Below are 20,470 nucleotides of genomic sequence, written 5' to 3' on the forward strand. Positions count from 1 at the left end.
ACGTGTCAGATACGATACACGCAGCGCACGGTACCGGGGCAACCGGTACCGTGCCGCCCGCCATTGAACTGCGCGGCATTGATAAGCGGTTCGGTGCGGTTCACGCCAATAATTCAATTGATCTGAAAGTTGAAAAAGGCACCATTCACGGCATCGTCGGCGAAAATGGTGCTGGCAAATCAACATTGATGAGCATCCTTTACGGCTTCTACCAGGCCGATGAAGGAACCATTCATGTTGACGGGAAGCTTTGCGACATTAAAGGTTCGGAAGACGCCATTGCTGTGGGCATCGGCATGGTGCATCAGCATTTCATGCTGGTTGAACCGTTTAGTGTTCTGGAAAATGTGATTTTGGGCGTGGAAGGCGGTGCTGTTCTGCGTGAAGGCGTGGACAAGGCCCGCGAAGAACTGCGCCGGCTTGAACGCGAATACTCCCTTGATATCGACCCTGACGCCATTGTTGGCGAATTGTCGGTCGGGTTGCAGCAACGCGTTGAAATTTTAAAGGCCCTGTATCGCGGGGCTGAAATTCTTATTCTGGACGAACCAACGGGCGTTTTAACCCCGCAGGAAGCCGACCACCTGTTTCGTATTCTTGAAACCCTGAAACAGCAGGGAAAAACGGTGGTTTTGATCACGCATAAACTGCGCGAGATCATGGCGGCAACCGACAATGTTTCGGTCATGCGCCAGGGTGAAATGGTGGCCCATCGTCACACCGCCGACACCAGCCCGGAAGAACTTTCTGAATTAATGGTGGGGCGCAAGGTATTGTTGCGCCTTGAAAAAGGCGAAGCCAAACCGCGCGATACCATTTTGCAGGTGGAAAACCTGTGCGTTGATACCAGCACTGGTGTCCGCAAGGTGAAAAATGCCAGCTTTCATGTGCGTGCGGGTGAAATTGTTGGCATTGCCGGTGTTTCGGGCAATGGACAAAGCGAATTGTTAGAAGCCCTTGGCGGTATCCGTTCCGTCAGTGAGGGGCAGGTGACACTGAATGGCCAGGATGTAACGCCAGGGCGCGGTGTTGGCCCGGCAGAGCTGCGCCAGCGTGGTGTGGCCCATGTCCCCGAAGATCGCCATCGTATGGCGATGGTAACAGCCTTTTCCGCCGAAGAAGCCGCGATTCTGGGCTATCAGGATGACAAGGCCTATCAAAAGGGGCCGTTGCTTGACTGGGGCAAAATTGCCGGTGCAACCCGCCATATGATGGAAGAATTCGATGTTCGCCCGGCAGATCCGCATTTGAAGGCCGCGAATTTTTCGGGCGGGAACCAGCAGAAACTGGTGCTGGCGCGTGAAATGATGCGTGACCCGGACCTGCTGCTGGTTGGGCAGCCAACCCGTGGTGTGGATATTGGCGCCATTGAATTTATTCACAAACGCATTGTCGCCATGCGTGATGCGGGCAAGGCCGTTTTGCTGGTTTCGGTTGAACTTGATGAAATCATGTCGCTGTCAGACCGTATTTTGGTGATGTGCGACGGGTACATTGTAGGCGAGGTTGATGCCGCAGACGCAAATGAACGGGTATTGGGCCTGATGATGGCTGGTGTTGATCCGAAACAGGCCGAAGCGGAGGCCGGGAAATGAGTGATACCATCCAACTTCCGCGCTGGATCGATGTTGGCGTCCTGCCGCTGATGAACCTGGTTCTGGCTTTTCTGATTTCCGGTCTGGTCGTGATGGCCATTGGCGAAGACCCGACCGAAGTTGTGCGCATCATGCTGTATGGTGCATTCGGCTATGAAGAAGCGGTGGGTTACACCCTTTATTACACCACCAATTTCGTCTTTACCGGTCTGGCTTTTGCGGTGGCATTTCATGCCGGGCTGTTCAATATCGGTGTTGAAGGCCAGGCCTATATTGGTGGTCTGGGGGTAACACTGGCGGCCCTTTACCTTAATTGGATTCCGGCCCCCCTTATGCCGGTTGTCAGCATCCTTGCTGCGGCGCTTTTTGGGGCGGCCTGGGCCTATATCCCGGCTTATTTGCAGGCGCGGCGCGGGTCGCATGTGGTGATTACCACCATCATGTTTAACTTCATTGCCTCATCGCTGATGGTTTATCTGCTGGTAAATGTGTTGCGCCCGCAAGGCTCGATGACGCCGGAAAGTGCCGCAATCGATGAAAACCTGACGCTACCCTATATCCACGATATGGCGGGGTGGTTCGGGTTTGATATGGCCAGCAGCCCGCTGAACTTTTCCTTTGTCTATGCGATTGCGTGCTGCGTGCTGGTTTGGCTGTTTATCTGGCATACGCGCTGGGGTTATGCCATTCGTACCGTGGGTGCCAATGCCGCAGCTGCAACCTTTGCCGGGATCGAACCGGGCCGTTATATCATTCTTGCCATGATGATTTCGGGTGGGCTTGGCGGCTTTATGGCACTTAATGAAGTCATGGGTGTTCAGCATCGCCTGCTGATCGATTTTACCGCCGGGTATGGCTTTGTCGGTATTGCTGTCGCCCTGATGGGCCGGAATCATCCGTTTGGTATTTTCCTTTCAGCCCTGTTGTTTGGCATGCTTTATCAGGGCGGGGCGGAGCTTTCGTTTGAAATTCCGACCATTACCAATGACATGGTTGTGGTTATTCAGGGTCTGGTCATTTTGTGCACCGGTGCGCTTGAACATATGTTCCGCCCGCGTGTCACCCGGATCTATACGGCCTGGCGGTTGCGCCAGCGTGCGCAGGAGGCTGCATAATGGATAATTTCCAAATGGTCGTCCTGTTGCTTGACGCAACAATGCGGACATCGACTCCCCTGATCCTTGCTGCCCTTGCTGGCATGTTTTCCGAACGGGCAGGGACCATCAACCTGGCCCTTGAAGGCATGATGCTGGGTGGGGCGTTTTCGGCGGCCTGTGTTGCCTATTATACCGACAGCCACTGGCTTGGGCTTGGTGCTGCTGTGCTGACAACAATGGCCCTGTCACTGCTGCATGGTTTTGCCTGCATCACGCATAAGGGCAATCAGGTTGTATCGGGCATGGCGATCAACATTCTGATGTCCGGCCTGACAGCACTTGTGGGTATTGCCCTGTTTGCCCAGGGTGGCAAAACCCCGGCGCTTGACCATGATGCACGTTTCCAGCCGATCACCCTGCCGGGTGCGGATGCGGTGGCCAATGTGCCGGTGTTGGGTTCGCTTTATTCCGAACTGATCAGCGGGCACAACATTTTGGTTTATGTTGCGTTTCTGGCAGTACCGGCATCCTGGTGGGTCCTTTATCGTACGCGGTTTGGCCTGCGATTGCGTGCTGTGGGCGAAAACCCGGGGGCCGTTGATACGGCCGGCATCAGCGTGGTTGCCATGCGTTATCGTTCGGTTCTGTGCAGTGGTTTTCTGGTGGGTATTTCAGGTGCCTATTTGTCAACCGCGCAGGGGGCATCCTTCCTGCAGGATATGACGGCGGGTAAAGGGTATATCGCGCTGGCAGCGATGGTCTTTGGCAAGTGGCGCCCGTTTCCTGCCATGTTTGCCTGCATTCTGTTTGGCTTTCTTGATGCGGCGGCAACGCGCCTGCAGGGCGTTTCATTGCCCGGTATTGGCGAGGTGCCGGTACAGCTGGTGCAGGCACTGCCCTATATCCTCACGGTTATTTTGCTGGCAGGCTTTATTGGCCGCGCCGTTGCCCCCAAATCGCTGGGCCGTCCGTATGTCAAGGAACGCTGATTTTTGCTTTTGTGGGGTTTTACCCCGTCTGGATGTTTGATGACTGAAAACAATTCTGCCGTGCAAAAAAATGAAACCGAAAAGCGCAACGCCCCGGCTGATCTGGTGGCCGCGGCGCAGGTTGCGCGCAAAAATGCCTATGCTCCCTATTCCAATTTTCTGGTAGGGGCGGCGTTGCGCACGGAAAATGGTGCCATTATTGCGGGCTGTAATGTTGAAAATGCGGCCTATCCCGAAGGTGTTTGCGCCGAAGGCGGGGCCATTTCGGCAATGGTGCTGGCGGGTGAACGCAAAATTACGGAAATTGTTGTGGTGGGCAGCGGTGATGTTGCCTGCACGCCATGTGGCGGTTGCCGCCAGAAAATTCGTGAATTTTCCGGCCCTGATGCGACCATTTTCGTCATTAACGAAGCTGGCAAAACGCTTTTGACCCTAAGCCGTGAAGAACTGATCCCGCATTCTTTCGGACCGGAGAACCTGTCATGAGCAATATTGACGTGGCACTTGCGATTATTGAACAGAAGGCACCCGGTTTTAAGGCCGATGTTGCCCTGGTTCTGGGAAGTGGCCTTGGCGGTGTTGTTGATGCCGTTAGTGAAGCCATCAGGATTGATTACAGTGATCTTCCCGGTTTTCCCAAGCCGACGGTGGTTGGCCATGGCGGGCAACTGGTGCTGGGCCGCATTGGTGCCGTGTCGGTTGCTGTTATGCAGGGACGCGCCCATTATTACGAACATGGCCGTTCGGATTTGATGGCAGAACCGCTGGAAGTTTTGCGCAAACTTGGCGCTGATCAGTTGATTTTAACCAACGCGGCAGGCTCGCTTCTGGCGGAAGCAACGCCGGGTAACCTGATGCTGATTACCGACCATATCAGCCTGTTTGGTCCCAACCCGCTGATTGGCTATCACGGTGCGGATCGTTTTGTGGATATGAATGTGCCCTATGACCCCGAAATTGGGGCAGGCCTGCATCATACTGCCGCAGAACTGGGTATTCCCCTGTTTGAGGGGACTTATGCCTGGTGCACCGGCCCCAGCTTTGAAACCCCGGCCGAAATTCGTGCCTTGCGGGTGATGGGCGCGGATGCGGTTGGCATGTCGACCGTGCCCGAAAATATCCTGGCCCGTCGCCTTGGTTTCCGGGTTGCTGCGGTTTCCAATATAACCAACCTTGCTGCCGGCATGAGCATGACAGCCCTTAGCCATGAACAGACCCTTGAAATGGCAAAGGAAGGTTCGGCAAACCTTATTCGTATTTTGTTGCGTTATTTCGCCCAGACGAAATAGGGCCGGGACGCCATAACACTGTTTGAAGGCGGGCAATGTATGATGTCCGCCTTGATTTTCTTAACCATCTGCAGAGCAGGGGACCCACATGCTGCCGCAGGAAATTATTCGCCGCAAACGTGAAGGCGAAGTTCTAAGCGAAGAAGAAATTGCCTTTTTTGTCAAAGGTATCGCCGATCTTTCTATTAGTGAAGGTCAGGTTGGTGCCTTTGCCATGGCGGTGTTTTTCCAGGGAATGACCATGGATGAACGCGCAGCCCTGACCCGTAATATGCGTGATTCCGGCACGGTGCTGGACTGGAAAAAGCTGGGTCTGGAAAATGGCCCGGTGGTGGACAAACATTCCACCGGTGGTGTTGGCGACAAAGTCAGCCTGATGCTGGGTCCCATTGTTGGGGCCTGTGGGGCATTCGTGCCAATGATTTCGGGCCGTGGCCTGGGGCATACGGGCGGGACGCTTGATAAATTTGATTCCATTCCCGGCTATCGCACCGCACCGGACTTGGCCGAATTTGCCAAGGTCACGCGTGAAGTTGGCTGTGCAATTATTGGCCAGACGGCCGACCTCGCACCGGCGGACAAGCGGTTTTATGGCATTCGTGATGTGACGGCGACGGTTGAATCCATTCCGCTGATTACAGCATCGATCCTGTCGAAAAAGCTGGCAGCGGGCCTTGATGCGCTGGTGATGGATGTGAAATTCGGCTCTGGCGCATTCATGAATGAATATGACCGTGCCCGCGAACTGGCCCAAAGCATTGCCGAGGTTGCAACGCGCAATGGTGTGCCAACAACCGCCCTTCTGACCGATATGGACCAGGTGCTGGGTGAAACGGTTGGCAATGCCCTTGAAATGAAAGAAGCCGTTGATTTCCTGACCGGTAAAAACCAGGAACAGCGGGTTTATGATGTGACGATGGCGCTGGCTGCCGAAATGCTGGCCCTGACCGGTATTGCCGATGACGTGGCTGATGGTTTGCAGAAGGCATCGGCGGCATTGTCATCCGGGCGCGCAGCCGAGGTATTTTCGCGCATGGTAACTGCCTTGGGTGGTCCGACCGATTTTGTCGAGAATATCGACAAACATCAGGAAGCCGCACCGATGGTTTCAGAAATTACCACGGGGAAAACCGGGCGGGTTCTGTCGATGGATGCGCGCAAGGTTGGTTTGGCCCTGGTTGCGCTTAAGGGCGGGCGTACGCGCGCCGATCAGGCGATTGATCATGCCGTTGGCTTTACCGATTTTGTCCGTGTAGGGCAGACGGTATCGGCGGCATCGCCGCTTTGCGTTGCCCATGTGCGTGATGACGCGCAATTGCAACTGGCCGAGAAAATGTTGCGCGACGCCATCGTCATTGGTGATGGCGACATTGCCGAAACGGGCAGTGCCGCCGCCGTGCGCGAACGCATTGTCGCCAAGCGCAGCGGCGAATAACGGCTGCTTCAGTTAAACAAAAAGGCCCGGGGCGTTGACTGCTCCGGGCCTTTTTGATTTGCGTGAAAAGCAATGCTGCTTTTATGCCGCATCCGCCTTGATCAGTTCGGCGGCCTTTTCGGCAATCATGATTGTCGGCGAATTTGTGTTGCCGGAAACAATGGTTGGCATGATCGAGGCATCGGCGATACGCAGGCCGGCAATCCCGTTAAATTTCAGGGCCGGGCTGACAACGGCGTCGGGATCCGTTCCCATCCGGCAGGTGCCCACCGGGTGGAAAATGGTGGTGCCAATGTCACCCGCGGCTTTTGACAGGTCATCGTCAGTCTCGTAAGACGGGCCTGGTTTGAATTCTTGCGGGTTATAGGGCTGCAATGCCTTTTGGGCCACGATCCGCCGGGTTTGGCGGATGGCATCAATGGCAACCTGCCTGTCGGCCTGTGCGCTCAGGTAATTGGGTGCAATGGCGGGCTGGGTTTTATAATCCGGGCTGGTCAGGTGAATGGAACCACGGCTTTCGGGCCGCAGGTTACAGACACTGGCGGTAAAGGCCGGGAAGGGGTGAACGGAATCGCCAAATTTTTCCAGCGACAGGGGCTGCACATGATATTGCAGATTGGGCATATCATAGGTTGATGACGACCGCGTAAACATACCAAGTTGGCTGGGGGCCATCGACATGGGGCCGGACTGGTTAAACAGATATTCCAGCGCGATTGCCGCCTTGCCAAACAGGGAATTGGCCTGTTCGTTCAGGGTTTTGATATTTGACACCTTGAAGGCACAGCGCAGTTGCAAATGGTCCTGCAGGTTTTCGCCAACCGAACTGTTTTCATGAACAACATTGATGCCAGCCTTTTGCAATACATCGCCACGGCCAATGCCCGAAAGTTCCAGAATATGCGGCGAGCCGACCGATCCGGCTGAAAGAATAACCTCGCGGCGGGCCCGGACGGTGCGGATGGTGCCGTGATGGTCAAATTCGACGCCAACAGCCCGACCATTTTCAATGATCAGGCGGCGGACCTGGGCATGTGTCTGGATTTTCAGATTGGCGCGGTCCCGTGCTGGGCGCAAAAAAGCCTTGGAGGTATTCCAGCGAATACCGCGACGCTGGTTAACCTTGAAATAGCTGGAGCCTTCGTTATTGCCTCGGTTGAAGTCATCAACACGCGGGAAACCTGCCTGTTCGGCTGCATCCTGAAAGGCATCGAGGATGTCCCAGTGCAGACGGGCTTCTTCAACCCGCCATTCACCACCGGCACCATGAAGGGCATCCGCGCCTTTATAATAATCCTCGGATTTTTTAAAAAGCGGCAGCACATCATCCCAGCCCCAGCCGGTGCAACCTGACTGACGCCACTGGTCATAATCGGTGGATTGGCCGCGCATATAGATCATACCATTGATCGATGAACAGCCGCCTAAAACCTTCCCGCGCGGATAGGAGAGGGACCGGCCATTGAGGCCGGTTTCGTTCACGGTTTTAAAGCACCAGTCCACACGAGGATTGCCGATGCAATAAAGATAGCCCACCGGGATATGGATCCAGGGATGGCGATCCTTACCACCGGCTTCAAGCAGGATGGTTGTGGCATTGTCGATTTCCGAAAGGCGGTTGGCGAGCGTAGAGCCCGCCGACCCGGCACCGACAATGACGTAGTCAAAGGTTTCTTCTGTCATGAAAAGGGGCCTTATTGCTTGGTCCGCAGACCCAAACGGGCACCAAGGCGCGATGCATTGAATTCACCAATGATCCCGCGACGGAACACCAGAACGCAGACCATAAAGATCAGCCCGGTCAGGACGGTAACGGGGAATGCCGATGCTGCAAGGTAGTTTTGCAGGGTCACGACAAAACCCGCACCAAAGATGGGACCAAAAATGGTGCCGATACCACCCAGAAGCGTCATCAGGATAACCTCGCCCGACATTTGCCAGGCAACGTCGGTCAGGGTGGCGAACTGGAACACCAGCGTTTTGGTGCCCCCTGCCAGCCCGGCCAGGGCCGCCGACATCACAAAGGCACCAAGCTTGTAACGGTTAACCGAATAGCCCAGCGAAATGGCGCGGTCTTCGTTTTCGCGGATGGATTTCAGGATCATGCCAAACGGCGAATGGACAATGCGCCAGATGGCGAAAATACCAATCACGAAAATGCCCAGCACGAAGAAATACATGTTAAGCGGTTGGTTAAGGTCGATAAAACCCAGGAAATGGCCGCGCGGCACGCCCTGAAGGCCATCTTCACCATGGGTAAATTCAGCCTGCAGACAGAAAAAGTAAAACATCTGTGCCAGCGCGAGCGTGACCATGGCGAAATAGATGCCCTGGCGACGAATGGCAAAAAAGCCCATCACCAGCCCCAAAAGGGCAGCACCAACCACACCAACAAGAATGCCCAGTTCAGGTGGGAAGCCCCATTCTTTGACCGCATAGGCGGTGAAATAGGATGCCCCGCCAAAAAATGCGGCATGGCCAAATGACAGAAGCCCGGTATAGCCCAGCAACAGGTTGAAAGCACATGCAAACAGGGCGAAACAGAGCACCTTCATCAGAAAGATCGGATAAAAGGCGAAGGGCGCAATCACCAGGGCAATGAACGCAACAGCAAGCAGCGCAAGCTGGATACGGGTGCCGGTACTGGTGGTGGCAGAAGATGTCATGGAAGATGTTTTCATATCACGCATCCCGACCAAACAGACCGGCAGGCCGGACCAGAAGAACCAGTGCCATGATGACAAAGATCACGATGTTTGAGGCTTCGGGGTAGAAAACCTTGGTCAGGCCTTCAAGAATACCCAGCGCATAGCCGGTAATAATGGCCCCCATGATCGATCCCATGCCACCAACCACGACAATGGCGAAAACCACAATAATCAGATTGGAGCCCATAAGCGGGCTGACCTGATAGATCGGTGCCGCCATGATGCCTGCCAATGCCGCCAGACCGGCGCCAAGACCATAGGTCAAGGTCAGAAGCAGGGGCACATTGATGCCAAATGACTGAACAAGGATGGGGTTCTCCGTTGCTGCGCGCAGATAGGCACCCAAACGTGTTTTTTCGATCAGAACCCAGGTGCCGATACACACGATCAGTGAAGCAACAACCACCCAGCCACGATAGATCGGCAGATACATGAAGCCCAGATTGACACCGCCACTTAGCAGTTTGGGCGTGGCATAGGGCTGGCCCGAGGAGCCATAAAAATAACGAAACGCGCCTTCAACCACCAATGCCAGACCAAAGGTAAACAGCAGGCCATAAAGATGGTCGAGGTTATAAAGGCGGCGCAGTGCAAAGCGTTCGACGACAATGCCGGTAAGACCGACAATGACGGGGGCAAGAATCAGAGCGAACCAGTAATTCACACCAAGCCAGGTCAGCAGCAGCATACCGGCAAAGGCACCCATCATATATTGGGCGCCATGGGCGAAATTGATCACGCGCAGCATGCCGAAAATAATCGCCAGGCCAAGGCTGAGCATTGCATAGAACGACCCGTTGATAAGGCCGATCAGCAACTGTCCCAGAAACGCCTGAATGGGAATTCCAAAAATCATGATCACGGCGTTTAAACTCCTAGAACCTCGTGCAGCATATCCATGCGCGCAGGCAGTTCGCTGGCGTCAAATCCTGCGGAAACAAGGCCATGTTCCATCAGGTAAAAACGGTCGGCGATTTTGCTGGCGAAGCGGAAATTCTGCTCGATCAGCAAAATGGTCATGCCACGCTGTTTCAGGGTCTGTAAAACCTCGCCAATGCGCTGAACAATGACCGGGGCCAGGCCCTCGGTCGGTTCATCAAGCAAAAGCATGTCAACGCCGATGCGCAGCATACGCGCCATGGCCAGCATCTGCTGTTCGCCACCCGAAAGTTTGGTGCCGGAACTGGTTTTACGTTCATAAAGGTTCGGAAACAGGTCGTATATTTCCTCGATGCTCATGCCGCTATCGGAAATTTTCGGCGGCAGCATCAGGTTTTCCTCGACGCTGAGGCTGGCAAAAATGCCGCGTTCCTCGGGCACAAAACCAAGGCCGGTTTTGGCAGTTTTGTGCAGGGGCAGGCGCATCAGGTCGTGGCCGTTAAATTCAATGGCCCCGGTGCGTTTGCGCAAAATACCAACGATGGACCGCAATGTGGTGGTTTTACCCACGCCGTTACGGCCTAGAATGGTAACGGTTTCGCCCCGGCGGACATTCAAATTCACCCCGTGCAGGACGTGGCTTTCGTCGTACCAGGCATTCAAATCCCTGACGGACAGAAGGATATCCTTGTCACTCATCATCTGTCCCCATATAGGCAACTCTTACGCGTTCGTCGTTGCTGACGGTGTCATAATTGCCTTCGGCCAGAATTTCGCCGCGCTGAAGCACGGTGATATGGTCACACAGATCCGCCACGACCTTCAGGTTATGTTCCACCATCAGAACGGCACGGCTACGCGCCACTTCACGGATAATTTCGGCAACCCGGCCCACATCTTCCTGGCCCATGCCCGCCATTGGTTCATCAAGCAGCAGGACTTTCGGGTCCAGCGACAGGGTGGTTGCAATTTCAAGCACACGCTTGCGACCATAGGAAAGGTCGGCAGCGTAGCTATCGCCATCCTTTTCCAGCCCGACGGATTTCAAAAGCTCCATCGCGCGGTCATTGAGGCTGTCTAGCGTGTTCATCGACCGCCAGAACTGGATGGCAAGGCCACCAGGACGTTGCAGGGCGACACGCACATTTTCCAGAACCGTCAGATGCGGAAATACCGCCGAAATCTGGAATGAGCGCACCAGTCCCATACGCGCGACATTGGCGGGCGGGGTTTTGGTAATGTCATGACCCAGAAGGGTGATTGTACCACTTGTGGGTTGAAGAAACTTTGTTAGCAGATTGAAAACAGTGGTTTTGCCTGCGCCATTCGGGCCGATCAGCGCATGCACCCGGGCATGATGGACATCCAGGTTGACATTGTTGACCGCGGTAAAGCCACCAAAATCGCGGCGGAGGTCACGAGCGGAAAGAACCACTCGTGCCTCGTTCGCGTTTTGCGACATACCGGGATTTTGAAGTTCTCCGGTTGCCATCATGTTTTATTGCGCCAGTGCGCAGCCGCTTTCGGACGGGGCGATGAATGCCTTGTCACCGGGGACGGTATCAAGAACATTGTAGTAGTCCCAGTCGCCCTTCATTTCGGACGGCTTTTTGACTTCCATCAGATACATGTCATAGATCATGCGGCCGTTGGCGCCGACTTTGCCGTTATGGGCAAACACGTCATTGACCGGCATTTCATGCAGGGCTTTGGCGACGGCTTCGGTTTCATCCGTGCCAACTTCCTTGATCGCCTTGAGATACTGAAGAACAGCCGAATAGGTGCCTGCCTGGATCATGTTCGGCATGCGGCCGGTACGATCATGGAAGCGTTTACCAAATTCGCGCGATTCATCATTGCGGTCCCAATAGAAACCTTCGGTCAGGGACAGGCCCTGTGCGGCTTCGGCACCCAGGCCATGCACTTCGGCCAGGGTAAACAGAAGGGCGGCAAGGCGCTGACCGCCCTGAACGATACCGAATTCCGATGCCTGTTTGATGGCATTGGCGGTATCAAGGCCGGCATCGGCAAGACCGATGACCTTGGCACCCGATGCCTGTGCCTGGAGCAGGAAGGACGAGAAATCGGTGCTGGAAAGTGGATGGCGCACCGAACCCAGAACCTTACCACCATTGTCGGTAACAAATTTCGAGGTCTGTTCTTCGAGCGAATAGCCAAAAGCGTAATCGGCCGTCAGGAAGTACCAGGTATCGCCACCGTTTTTCACGAGTGCGCCACCCGTACCAACTGCAAGGGCGTGGGTGTCATAGGCCCAATGGAAGCCATAGGGCGAGCACTGGTCACCGGTTAGCGCGGTCGTTGCCGCACCGGTTACGATGTCGATCTTTTTCTTTTCTTTGGAAATACCCTGAACAGCCAGTGCGACTGACGAGGTCGTCAGTTCCATGATCGCATCAACCTTGTCTTCGTCATACCACTGACGGGCAATGTTGGCCGCAACATCAGGCTTGTTCTGGTGGTCGGCGGTGATGACTTCGATTTTCTTGTCCAGAACGGTTCCGCCGAAATCTTCGACGGCCATTTTGGCGGCTTCATAAGACCATTTACCACCGAAATCGGCGTAAACGCCGGACTGGTCATTGAGAATGCCGATTTTAACGATATCGTCGGAAACACCAGCCGCATGTGCCGGAAGTGCAGCAGCGGCCGCCATGACGGCAAGTGATGCCATCGCGAGTTTCTTCATCTGAGGTTCCTCCCTAACTGAACCATGTTGTTACCGCCATTCACAGAAATGGCGGGTGACGTTCCTGTTTTCCGAACTCTGCTTTGACCGCAAGTCAGTTGACTGCGGCGGAGGACAGGCGACGGATAGGCGTACACTGTGCCGTGTACTTGTTTATTTTTGTAACGCACCGGAAGGTTGTTTCGATGCCCTGATATTCTCCGCCTGCGGCTGTTTTCAGGCAAGCGGGTTATTGTTTTGTTGTTCGATGTGAACGCTAACATTGACCAAAAGGTCAACAAATATATAATTTTGGACAATATCTGTACAAAAATGAACAGAACGGTCCGATGAACAATTTTTCCTGGGATGATTTGCAGTATTTTCTGGCTGTCGCGCGAGACGGGCAATTGTCCGCTGCCGCACGCCGCCTGCGCACAAGTCACGTTACGGTAGCAAGGCGTATCGACCGCCTTGAACAGCGTTTGGGCGCCAAATTATTTGAGCGGAATCCCCGTGGTTATGTGCTTACGCCATTGGGCGCGCGCCTGATGTCGCCAACTGAAACAATGGCGCAGGAAGCCGATAAATTATTGGGAGAGGTGGGCACCGGGTCATTTGCCCTAAGCGGGGTTGTACGTTTTAGTGTGCCCGAAGGGTTTGGCAATTTTTTCATTGGTGAAAAGCTGCCGTTTTTTGCCAAACGCCATCCCAGCCTGTCGATTGAAATGGTCAATATTCAGCAGATCGTTTCGCTTTCACGCCGCGAAGCCGATATTTCGGTCGCGCTGAATACCCCCAAAACCGGGTCTTACCATCGCGAGAAAATATCAAGCTATGCACTGTATGTTTACGCATCGCGGCAATATCTGGCGGAACACGGACCAATCACCGATCGTGCGCAATTATCCTCGCATTCATTCATTGGCTATATCGAGGATATGATTTTTACCCAGGAACTGAACTATCTGGCCGAACTGATGCCGGGCTTTCGCGCGGGCTATCAAAGTTCGAGTGTATTTGCGCAGCTTAAAGCAACCCGGGCGGGGTTCGGGCTGTGCATATTGCCGTATTTTATGGCGGTTGCCTTTGATGACCTGGTGCCGGTTTTACCCGAAACCGTAAAAATCATGCGCGATTACTGGATGGTATGCCATAGCGATATGATCAATGTGGCGCGGATTCGCCTGCTGGCGGATTTCATCCGCGAAGAAACCCACGCCGCAACCGATCTGTTGACCGCAGCATCCATGCCCGCCGTACGTGATGCCTGAATGTTTCGTTCGGGCGATTAATTGGGATCGTAGAATGTGGGTGGGGCGGTGATTGGCACCTGAAAAGCCCTTCACGTGCTTTTTGACTGTCCGGTAAAGGGTAAGGCAGCGATTTCGGGGCAGCATGGTCTTGCATCTTTTGTGCGATCCCCGCATGTTAGGGAGCATGACTGCGAAATGAGAACAAACTTATATAAAATCACATCGCCGTATCGGAGAGAACATGGGTAAATTGGACAGGCGCCGCCGGGAAATTCTGGAGAAGGTAGCCGTTAGCGGCTTTATGACCATCGATGCACTGGCGACGCATTTTGATGTTACCCCGCAGACCATCCGTCGCGATATCAATGAAATGGCCGAAGAAGGGCTGATTGCCCGTTATCATGGCGGTGCGGCAAGCCTTTCGACCACTGAAAATACGGCTTACACGGACCGCCAGGTTCTTAATCTTGAGGCGAAACGCAAAATCGCCCGTCTGGTGGCACGTCACATTCCCGAAGGGGCGTCGCTTTTTATCAATATCGGAACGACGACCGAAGAAGTCGCCCGTGCCCTGTCTGATCACAAGAACCTTAAGATCATTACCAATAACCTGCATGTCGCCGAGATTTGCGCTGCTAACCCGGGATTTGAGGTGATTATTGCTGGTGGTGTCGTGCGTCAGCGTGACTTTGGCATTATCGGTGAAGCCACTATCGACTTTATCAGCCAGTTCAAGGTTGATTACGCGATTATCGGTATTTCCGGTGTTGATGAAGATGGCAGCCTGATGGATTTTGACTATCGCGAAGTGCGTGTTGCCCGCGCGATCATTTCCAATTCCCGCCAGACATTTTTGTGCACTGACCTTTCCAAATTCGGCCGTCGCGCAATGGTGCGGCTTGGCCATTTATCCGAGGTCGACGCCCTGTTTACCGATGTTGCGCCAGGCAAGGCATGGGAAAACATCCTTGAACAGGCGGATCTGTCCGTTTATTGCGCGGATTGACCGAAAAGGCGCAAATAAATCAGCCAATACAGTGCCAATAACGGTTAGGGTCCTTTGGGGAGCCTAACTGCATATTGGTGCATTGAATATTGCAGGTGAAAGGGCTGTCAGGCGACGAGATGTTGCCCGCGATTTCGTGTGCGCATCGAAATCGGCCCCTGGGATGAACCCTTAAGCATCTGTGTCAGGTGCTCGTTGTGGGCATCGGAAATATCGTCGCGCTTGCCACTCCAATAGACCCGGCCTTCATGCATCATGGTCAGGAAATCATAACGGTTACGCGCGATTTCCATGTCATTGGTCACGGTGATGACGGTCGTTTTGTGCTTTTTGGCGATGGTTTCAATCATGTTTTCAATATGATTGGAAAGCACAGGGTCAAGGCCGGCTGTTGGGTTATCCAGCAACAGGATTTCCGGGTTGTTGGCAATGGCACGCGCAATACCCACACGCTTTTGCATACCGCCCGAAAGGTCGGCCGGACGTAAAGTTGCACTATCGGCATCCAGGCCAACCAGCCCCAAAAGTTCGACGGCGCGTTCCTTTGCCTGTTTTCGTGACAGGCTGCCGTTCTCGATCAGCTGAAAGCAGACATTTTGCCAGATCGGCAGGCTGTCAAACAGGGCGTTTTGCTGAAACAGCATGCCGACACGATCGGTCCAGCTTGCGTCATTGCTGGCATCGTTTTCGGCGATGTTTTTGCCCTCGATCAGGACCGAGCCCTGATTGGCACCATAAACACCGGCCATACATTTCAGCAGCACGCTTTTGCCCGCTGCCGACGGGCCGATAATCGCCATTGTCTGCCCGCGATCAAGCGACAGGCTGACATCATCCAGCACGGTGTTTTCGCCAAATTTTTTGACCAGATTATGAATAGCCAAAAAAGGCGAGGTCGCGTTTGCCGGGTTTTGGGCGGTATCGTTGGGCAATGTCATGATGCAATCAGTGTTATGCGAAAATCTATTGGGCCGATAGTCGCTGCTTGGCGGGCAGGGCGCAAGGATGAAATGCGCAAAAAGAAAAACGGCCCCGAAAAATTCGGGGCCGCTTAACCGTTTTAAACCTGATTTTCGCTTAGTGCGAAAGGATCTGGCTAAGGAACAGTTTGGTACGTTCGCTTTTCGGATTGGCGAAGAAGTCATGGGGTTCACCCATTTCTACAATTTCACCGGCATCCATGAACACAACGCGGTCGGCAACTTCTTTGGCAAAGCCCATTTCGTGCGTCACGCACAGCATGGTCATGCCTTCTTTTGCCAGTTCAACCATCACGTCGAGAACTTCCTTGACCATTTCCGGGTCAAGGGCCGAGGTCGGCTCATCGAACAGCATGATTTTCGGCTGCATGCACAGTGAACGTGCAATGGCCACACGCTGCTGCTGACCACCGGAAAGCTGACCCGGATATTTGTGGGCCTGTTCTGCAATGCGAACACGCTTCAGGTAGTGCATGGCAAGTTCGATGGCTTCTTTCTTCGGGGTTTTGCGAACCCAGATCGGCGCCAGGGTGAGGTTTTCCAGCACGGTCATGTGCGGGAAAAGGTTGAAATGCTGGAACACCATGCAAACTTCGCGGCGCACAGCTTCGATGTTTTTCACATCGTCGCCCAGCAGAATGCCATCAACCGTAATCTCGCCAGCCTGATAGGCTTCAAGACGGTTCAGGCAGCGGATAAGGGTGGATTTACCCGAACCCGACGGCCCACAGATGACGATACGTTCACCCTTGCGAACGGTAAGATCCACGTCTTTGAGAACGTGAAAGTTGCCATACCACTTGTTCGCCTTGCGAATGGTGATCACGTCTTCGTTCGACGGCGGCGGAGCAACATTATTGGTGGTTTCAGTAGCAGTCATTTTGTTTTTCCTCTCTCCTCACCGGCGCTCGCCCTTGCGCAATTCTTTTTCAAGATATGCGGAATAGCGGCCCATCGAGTAACAGATCAGGAAGAAGATCGCCGCAGCGAAAACGTAACCTTCGACATAATAGCGGGTCCAGGCAGGGTCGCTGCGCAGTGCCAGCTTGACCGCACCCAGAAGGTCGAACAGACCGATGATCACGACCAGGGTCGTATCTTTGAACATCGAGATGAAGCTGTTGACCGTTGGCGGAATGACCAGACGCAGGGCCTGCGGCAGAATGATCAGGCGCATGGACTGCCAGTAGGACAGACCAAGGGAATCACCTGCTTCAAACTGGCCACGCGGAACAGCCTGCAGACCACCACGGAATACTTCGGCCAGATAGGCCGCTGTAAACAGGATGATACCGATCTGGGCACGCAGAAGTTTGTCGATGGAAACGCCATCCGGCAGGAACAGCGGGAACATGACAGATGCCATGAACAACACCGTAATCAGCGGGACGCCACGAATGACTTCGATATAGACCACTGACAGGGTCTTGATCGCCGGCATGTTCGACTGACGGCCAAGGGCCAGCAGCAGACCAAGCGGGAAGGCGAAAACGATACCGATCGTCGACAGGATCAGCGTCAGCGGCAGGCCGCCCCACGAGCTGTTCTGAACGTAGGTAAGGCCAAGCATGCCGCCCCACATCAGAATGGCAATCGCCGGAATGCCAACAATCCACATCGGCAGGATCAGCTTTTGCAGGCGCGGATAACGTACGCCGGCAAGGCTTGCCACGATGATGCCGATCAGGATGATCATGGCCAGCAACGGACGCCACTGCTGATCAAAGGGATAAACCCCAAACAGGATCAGTCGAAGATTGGCATTGACGAAGCCCCAGCAGGCGCCGGTGGTTTCGCGGCAGGCTTCGATGGTCGGGGTCAGCGTTGCATTAAGCACGGCCCATTCAAAGATCGGCGGAACAATCCAGACCACAAAAGCAATGGCGAGAATTGTCAGGATCGAGTTGAACCAGCTGTTAAAAAGGTTTCTGCGAACCCAGATAACAGCACGTTGACCGACAGAACCATTCGGGCCCGGTGGTAGTTGGGTACTTGTTGCCATCTTACCTCTCCACCAATGCCATTTTCTTGTTGAACCAGTTCATGAACAGCGACGTGATCAGGCTGAGGCCAAGATAAACAGCCATGTAGATCGAGATTGCCTCGATCGCCTGACCGGTCTGGTTCATGGTTGTGTTCGACACCGAAACCAGGTCCGGGTACCCGACAGCAACAGCAAGCGAGCTGTTTTTGGTCAGGTTCAGATACTGGTTGGTCAGCGGCGGAATGGCGACGCGCATGGATTGCGGCAGAATGATTTTCCGCAGCGAAACAGAGCGCTTCAAACCAAGGCTGTCGGCAGCTTCCCACTGGCCGTTCGGAACGGCCTGGATACCGGAACGGACAACTTCGGCGACATAGGTTGACGTATAGATCGTCAGACCGATGAGAACCGACATGAATTCCGGCGAAATGTTATAACCGCCGCGAATGTTGAAGCCCTTGAGTTCCGGGATGTCCATTTCGGTCGGTGCGCCGCCGGCAATATAGGCGATCAGGACAAAACCAACCAGAATACCAACGCTGGCCCAGAAAATCGGGAAGGGCTGGCCGGTGGCATCCAGACGTTTGGCTGCCCATTTCTTGACGAAATAGATAACCACAAACGCAAGAATTGCAGCAATCCCCATGAAATCATAGGCATTGTCGGCAACCGGAACCGGGATATACATCCCGCGATTGGTCAGCAGAACATCGGGCAGGGGCTGCAGGGCATTACGCGCTGCAGGAAATGCGCCCGGAATGATCGCATACCAGAAGAAAAGCTGAAGCAGAACCGGAATATTCCGGAATGTCTCGACATAAACCGTGGCGAGCTTGCGCACAATCCAGTTCGACGAAAGACGTGCAACACCAAAGATCGTGCCAATGATGGTACACAGAACGATGCCGAGAAATGCGACCTTGACGGTGTTAAGCAGGCCGACCATGAGTGCCGTTGCATAGCTGCTGCGCGGCGTATAGTCGATCATGCTTTCGCTGATCCCGAACGATGCTTCCAGATTAAGGAAGCCATAACCGGTTGAGATGTTTTGCCGTTCCAGGTTGTCCAGGGTGTTGGACACCAGATACCAGCCAGCCAATATGACAAGACCGATCGCAATGATCTGATAAATTACAGCGCGAACGTTTTCGTCATTCAGGTAATCGGCGAGGCCTTTGGAACGGACACCCCCCGGGGCCTGTTGAGTCTTACTCATCTGTCCCTCAGGTGTAGATTGTATCCAATATGCAGATGCTCTAACGAAAAGCTCCGCCCCGGCAAAAAAGGCCAGTGGGCGGAGCTCATTTCGTCTACGAAGACCGGTACGATTAACGGACCGGAATAGCGTACTGCAGACCACCGTCAGTCCACAAAGCGTTCAGACCACGTTCCAGGCCCAGCTTTGCGGTTACGTTGGCTTTGTAGCTTTCGCCATAGTTGCCAACCTGTTTGATGATGCGGTAAGCCCATTCTTCGTCAACACCAAGAGCTTCACCCATGCCCGGGGAAACGCCCAGAAGACGCTGGATGCCGGGGTTTTCGCTCTTCTTCATATCGTCAACGTTTCCGCTGTTGACGCCGAGTTCTTCGGCTTCAATCATCGCCATCAGCGACCAGCGAACCAGGTCGGCCCACTGATCGTCACCCTGTGCGACAGCCGGTCCAAGCGGTTCTTTGGAGATGATTTCCGGCAGGATCACATAGTCATCCGGGTTCGGAGCCATGGTCTGACGGACAGATGCAAGACCGGAAGCATCGGTGGTGTAAACGTCACAACGACCAGCAAAGAATGCTGCCGTGGTTTCGTTGATGTTTTCGATAACGACCGGCTCGAAGCTCATGCCCTTGGCGCGGAAATAGTCAGCCAGGTTGAGTTCGGTGGTGGTGCCCGGCTCGACGCAGACGGTTGCACCGTCCAGTTCGGTTGCGTGGGTCACACCAAGAGATTTCGGGACCAGGAAGCCCTGGCCGTCATAGTAGTTAACGCCACCGAAGGTCAGACCCAGTTTCGCATCGCGGGTCAGGGTCCAGGTGGTGTTACGCGACAGAATGTCAATTTCACCAGACTGCAGAGCGGTGAAGCGCTGTGCAGCGGTCATCGGGGTGTACTGAACTTTTTCGGCATCACCCAGAAGTGCTGCTGCCGCTGCGCGGCAAACATCAACGTCAAGGCCTTCCCATTTGCCTTCCGCATTTGCAGCAGAGAAACCCGGCAGACCGGTATTCACGCCGCACTGAACGAAACCTTTGGCCTTGATGCCATCAAGCACAGCGCCAGCGTGGGCGTTGTTTGCGGCAATGGCGGCAACAGACATTGCGCCAGCGGCCAGGATCGTTTTCATTTTCATTTATTAGCTCCCTCATTAGCAAAGCATTCTTAATGGCTTTGGTAACTTCTATGCCACCCCAGACATGCCAAATGGACATATCTGTTCTGTCCTTTTGTTCGGACAGCCAAATTAAGGAATTTTAGGGCCGTATGTGTCAAGTGCGAAAAACAGCGGGTAGGTTGCCGGTGTAGAAATTTTCGCAACAAAAATTGTCTTTTTGGGTAATCAAATTAGCC

19 protein-coding genes are annotated in these 20,470 nt (G+C 54.2%); 8 read left to right on the forward strand and 11 right to left on the reverse strand.

The window, feature by feature from the left end; genetic code table 11:
• Positions 1-2 precede the first annotated feature (2 nt).
• The 6 genes from CSC3H3_RS08790 (at position 3) to deoA (ending at position 6,405) form a co-directional block, all read left to right on the forward strand.
• Complete coding sequence (locus CSC3H3_RS08790; RefSeq protein ID WP_281262539.1) at positions 3-1,595, forward strand: ABC transporter ATP-binding protein; 1,593 nt, start codon at positions 3-5, stop codon at positions 1,593-1,595.
• Positions 1,592-2,710 (forward strand): ABC transporter permease, encoded by a 1,119-nt coding sequence (locus CSC3H3_RS08795; protein WP_101265947.1) that lies wholly within the window; start codon positions 1,592-1,594, stop codon positions 2,708-2,710. The genes CSC3H3_RS08790 and CSC3H3_RS08795 overlap by 4 nt, the downstream gene beginning before the upstream one ends.
• The gene (locus tag CSC3H3_RS08800; protein ID WP_101265945.1) at positions 2,710-3,681 is read left to right on the forward strand and encodes an ABC transporter permease; all 972 of its coding nucleotides are present in this window, start codon (positions 2,710-2,712) and stop codon (positions 3,679-3,681) included. Before CSC3H3_RS08795 ends, CSC3H3_RS08800 begins: the two co-directional genes overlap by 1 nt.
• A 39-nt stretch (positions 3,682-3,720) precedes the next feature.
• The gene (gene cdd / locus CSC3H3_RS08805; RefSeq protein ID WP_101284604.1) at positions 3,721-4,167 is read left to right on the forward strand and encodes a cytidine deaminase; all 447 of its coding nucleotides are present in this window, start codon (positions 3,721-3,723) and stop codon (positions 4,165-4,167) included.
• Positions 4,164-4,970: a purine-nucleoside phosphorylase gene (locus CSC3H3_RS08810; RefSeq protein WP_101284605.1), complete on the forward strand. Its 807-nt coding sequence runs from the start codon at positions 4,164-4,166 to the stop codon at positions 4,968-4,970. The genes cdd and CSC3H3_RS08810 overlap by 4 nt, the downstream gene beginning before the upstream one ends.
• A gap of 88 nt (positions 4,971-5,058) precedes the next feature.
• A complete protein-coding gene (deoA, locus tag CSC3H3_RS08815; protein ID WP_101284606.1) occupies positions 5,059-6,405 on the forward strand; it encodes a thymidine phosphorylase in 1,347 nt (448 codons plus the stop codon).
• An 81-nt stretch (positions 6,406-6,486) separates the two neighbouring features.
• Here deoA and CSC3H3_RS08820 read toward each other — a convergent pair whose 3' ends face one another.
• The 6 genes from CSC3H3_RS08820 to CSC3H3_RS08845 are packed head-to-tail and all read right to left on the reverse strand — an operon-like array spanning position 6,487 to position 12,699.
• Positions 6,487-8,088, reverse strand: coding sequence for a GMC family oxidoreductase (locus CSC3H3_RS08820; protein WP_101284607.1), 1,602 nt, complete (start codon positions 8,086-8,088; stop codon positions 6,487-6,489).
• An 11-nt stretch (positions 8,089-8,099) separates the two neighbouring features.
• Positions 8,100-9,086: a branched-chain amino acid ABC transporter permease gene (locus CSC3H3_RS08825; protein ID WP_101265935.1), complete on the reverse strand. Its 987-nt coding sequence runs from the start codon at positions 9,084-9,086 to the stop codon at positions 8,100-8,102.
• Position 9,087: 1 nt separating this feature from the next.
• Positions 9,088-9,969, reverse strand: coding sequence for a branched-chain amino acid ABC transporter permease (locus CSC3H3_RS08830; RefSeq protein ID WP_425444980.1), 882 nt, complete (start codon positions 9,967-9,969; stop codon positions 9,088-9,090).
• Between the two features lie 11 nt (positions 9,970-9,980).
• Positions 9,981-10,691, reverse strand: a complete 711-nt coding sequence (locus tag CSC3H3_RS08835) for an ABC transporter ATP-binding protein (protein WP_101265931.1) — start codon at positions 10,689-10,691, stop codon at positions 9,981-9,983.
• The gene (locus CSC3H3_RS08840) at positions 10,684-11,484 is read right to left on the reverse strand and encodes an ABC transporter ATP-binding protein (protein ID WP_245881377.1); all 801 of its coding nucleotides are present in this window, start codon (positions 11,482-11,484) and stop codon (positions 10,684-10,686) included. Before CSC3H3_RS08840 ends, CSC3H3_RS08835 begins: the two co-directional genes overlap by 8 nt.
• Before the next feature lie 6 nt (positions 11,485-11,490).
• Positions 11,491-12,699 carry an ABC transporter substrate-binding protein gene (locus tag CSC3H3_RS08845; protein WP_101265929.1) on the reverse strand — a complete coding sequence of 403 codons (1,209 nt, stop codon included), beginning with the start codon at positions 12,697-12,699 and terminating at the stop codon, positions 11,491-11,493.
• Between the two features lie 329 nt (positions 12,700-13,028).
• Here CSC3H3_RS08845 and CSC3H3_RS08850 point away from each other — a divergent pair, with 329 nt between their 5' ends.
• Positions 13,029-13,952, forward strand: coding sequence for a LysR family transcriptional regulator (locus CSC3H3_RS08850; RefSeq protein ID WP_101265927.1), 924 nt, complete (start codon positions 13,029-13,031; stop codon positions 13,950-13,952).
• A gap of 223 nt (positions 13,953-14,175) precedes the next feature.
• Entirely contained in the window at positions 14,176-14,940 is a 765-nt protein-coding gene (locus CSC3H3_RS08855) for a DeoR/GlpR family DNA-binding transcription regulator (RefSeq protein WP_101265925.1), read from the forward strand.
• Between the two features lie 107 nt (positions 14,941-15,047).
• On the opposite strand, the gene CSC3H3_RS08860 is transcribed toward CSC3H3_RS08855, so the two are convergent.
• From CSC3H3_RS08860 to CSC3H3_RS08880, 5 genes are all read right to left on the reverse strand, one after another.
• On the reverse strand, positions 15,048-15,878 hold the full coding sequence (locus tag CSC3H3_RS08860; RefSeq protein ID WP_101284608.1) for an ABC transporter ATP-binding protein: 831 nt from the start codon (positions 15,876-15,878) through the stop codon (positions 15,048-15,050).
• Between the two features lie 139 nt (positions 15,879-16,017).
• Positions 16,018-16,800 (reverse strand): amino acid ABC transporter ATP-binding protein, encoded by a 783-nt coding sequence (locus tag CSC3H3_RS08865; RefSeq protein ID WP_281262540.1) that lies wholly within the window; start codon positions 16,798-16,800, stop codon positions 16,018-16,020.
• Between the two features lie 18 nt (positions 16,801-16,818).
• Positions 16,819-17,922 (reverse strand): amino acid ABC transporter permease, encoded by a 1,104-nt coding sequence (locus CSC3H3_RS08870; protein WP_101265923.1) that lies wholly within the window; start codon positions 17,920-17,922, stop codon positions 16,819-16,821.
• Between the two features lies 1 nt (position 17,923).
• The gene (locus CSC3H3_RS08875) at positions 17,924-19,120 is read right to left on the reverse strand and encodes an amino acid ABC transporter permease (RefSeq protein ID WP_101265921.1); all 1,197 of its coding nucleotides are present in this window, start codon (positions 19,118-19,120) and stop codon (positions 17,924-17,926) included.
• Between the two features lie 112 nt (positions 19,121-19,232).
• Positions 19,233-20,252, reverse strand: coding sequence for an amino acid ABC transporter substrate-binding protein (locus CSC3H3_RS08880; RefSeq protein WP_101265919.1), 1,020 nt, complete (start codon positions 20,250-20,252; stop codon positions 19,233-19,235).
• Positions 20,253-20,470 lie beyond the last annotated feature (218 nt).

Origin of the sequence: Thalassospira marina, from assembly GCF_002844375.1 — a bacterium.
In the GTDB taxonomy this organism is placed as follows: domain Bacteria; phylum Pseudomonadota; class Alphaproteobacteria; order Rhodospirillales; family Thalassospiraceae; genus Thalassospira; species Thalassospira marina.